Source organism: Bradyrhizobium sp. (genome assembly GCF_036009065.1).
In the GTDB taxonomy this organism is placed as follows: Bacteria; Pseudomonadota; Alphaproteobacteria; order Rhizobiales; family Xanthobacteraceae; genus Bradyrhizobium.
On record NZ_DASYMN010000157.1, the window covers coordinates 1 to 2,033 of the forward strand.

2 protein-coding genes are annotated in these 2,033 nt (G+C 64.2%); one reads left to right on the forward strand and one right to left on the reverse strand.

What is annotated here, in order from left to right:
• Positions 1-754 (forward strand): IS110 family transposase (locus VGP39_RS09505; protein WP_327567853.1); only part of this gene is annotated, 754 nt, incomplete at its 5' end.
• A gap of 233 nt (positions 755-987) precedes the next feature.
• On the opposite strand, the gene VGP39_RS09510 is transcribed toward VGP39_RS09505, so the two are convergent.
• The coding region (locus VGP39_RS09510; RefSeq protein ID WP_327567854.1) for a sensor histidine kinase at positions 988-2,033 on the reverse strand (1,046 nt) is incomplete at its 5' end.

Genomic DNA, 2,033 nt, shown 5'->3' on the forward strand with positions numbered 1-2,033 from the left:
GGTCGAACTGACCGGTGACGTTGCGGATGACTGGTTCCTCGCGCTTTGGCAGCAGGCGCCGACACCGGCCATAGCGGCAGAGGTGTCGGAGGCGACGATCACGCAGATCCTCAAGCAATATCGCATCCGCCGGCTCGATGCCGCAACCGTGCTGCAGACCTTGCGCAAGACGCCGTTGTTCGTCGCGCCGGGCACCACCGAAGCCGCCTGCGCGCATATCCGCCACCTCGCGGCGCGCCTGCATCTGGTCAATCAGCAGATCAAGGAAGCGCATCAGGCTCTGGACGGATTCTCGGCCAGGCTCGAAGCACCGACGGAGAACCCGTCGGGGCAGAACTGTGAGCAGCGTGACGTGACGATCCTTCGCTCCTGGCCGGGAATCGGCAGGATCGTTCTCGCCACGCTGCTCACCGAGGCCGCGGCGCCTCTGCGGACGCGAGATTACCATGCTTTGCGGGCTTTGGCAGGTACCGCTCCGGTGACCCGCAGGAGCGGCAAGCAATGCTTCGTGATCCGCCGCTTTGCCTGCAACAAGCGATTGCAAAACGCCGTCCATCACTGGTCGCGCGTCGCCATTCAGCACGATGCGCCCGCTCGGCGGCGTTACGATGCATTGCGCCAGCGCGGCCACGGTCACGCGCGCGCCTTGCGAAGTGTCGGAGATCGGTTGCTCTATGCGCTGTGCACGACACTCCAGCGACAGACGCCTTACGACCCCAACTATCAGGCCGCGCAGGTTACCGTGAGACTGTAAGCTTCATTCCTTTGTTCGACCGCAAGCGACCATTCCTTCGTCCCGACCTGCCGATCGGCAGAGCGCCGCGCGCAGATGCTGTCCAGGATGCCGTAGGCACCGGCGAAGCCGGCGCGAAGCGTCCTGGACAGCATCGAGCACGGCGCTACTCTCCCAATAAAGGGACCAAACCACTTGACTAAGGATAGGAGGTCCTACGCATCTCCCCGCAAACGGGGAGAGGTAAGGAAGGGCTACTCCGCCGCCTGCTCGATCGGCGCCACCCGCGGCAGGATGATCTGAATCTGGGTGCCGCCACCCGGCTCCGAATCCAGATCGAGCCGGCCGCCCAGCCGATTGGTGACGATGCTGTAGACGATGTGCAGGCCGAGCCCGGTGCCGCCCTGGTCGCGCCGGGTGGTGAAGAACGGGTCGAACGCCCGCCGCCTGACGTCCAGGCTCATGCCGATTCCGTTGTCCGAGAACAGGATCTCGACATTGTCCTTGCCGGATTCCCGCACCTTGATGTCGACGGTGCCGGACCTGCCGTTCGGAAACGCGTGCGCGACGGAATTGAGGAACAGGTTGGTCAGCACCTGCCCGTAAGGTCCGGGATAGCTGTTCATCGTCAGGTTCGGCTGGCACTCCACGTTCAGCGTCAGATTGTGTTTGCGCATGCCCGGCCGCAGGCTCATGACCACCTGCTCGGTGAGGTCGCCGAGGTCGAACTCGCGCTGGTCGGAATAATTGCGGTCGGCGGCGACCTGTTTGAACGACTGGATGAGTTCGGCGGCGCGGTTGAGATTGGCGACGAGCTGGCCGGACGCATCGCGGCTGGTGTCGAGATATTCGTTCAGACTGGAGCGGCGCAATTCGCCGCGCGCCACTTCGGATGCAAAGTTTGCCGTCTTGCGCTCCAGCGCCGAGGCCACCGTCAGGCTGATACCGACGGGATTGTTGACTTCATGGGCAACGCCGGCGACCAGGCGGCCCAGCGCTGCGAGCTTTTCCGCTTCAATCAGCGAATTCTGGGTGTCGCGCAGGTGACGCAGCGCGCCCTCCGCGGCATCGCGGGCTTTCCGCATCTCCTGCTCACCGCGCTTGCGCTCGCCGATGTCGAGCGCGACAGTGACGATGTTCTCGATCTCGCCGGACGCATCCAGCAGCGGCAGCTTGTTGACCAGCCATTGGCGCATCGTGCCGGTGGAATCCTGGTACTCTTCCTCATAGAAGCCGAGTTCGCTGCCGCCCGCCAGCACCCGCTTGTCATGCTCATCGGTCTTCGCCGCGCCATAGCGCG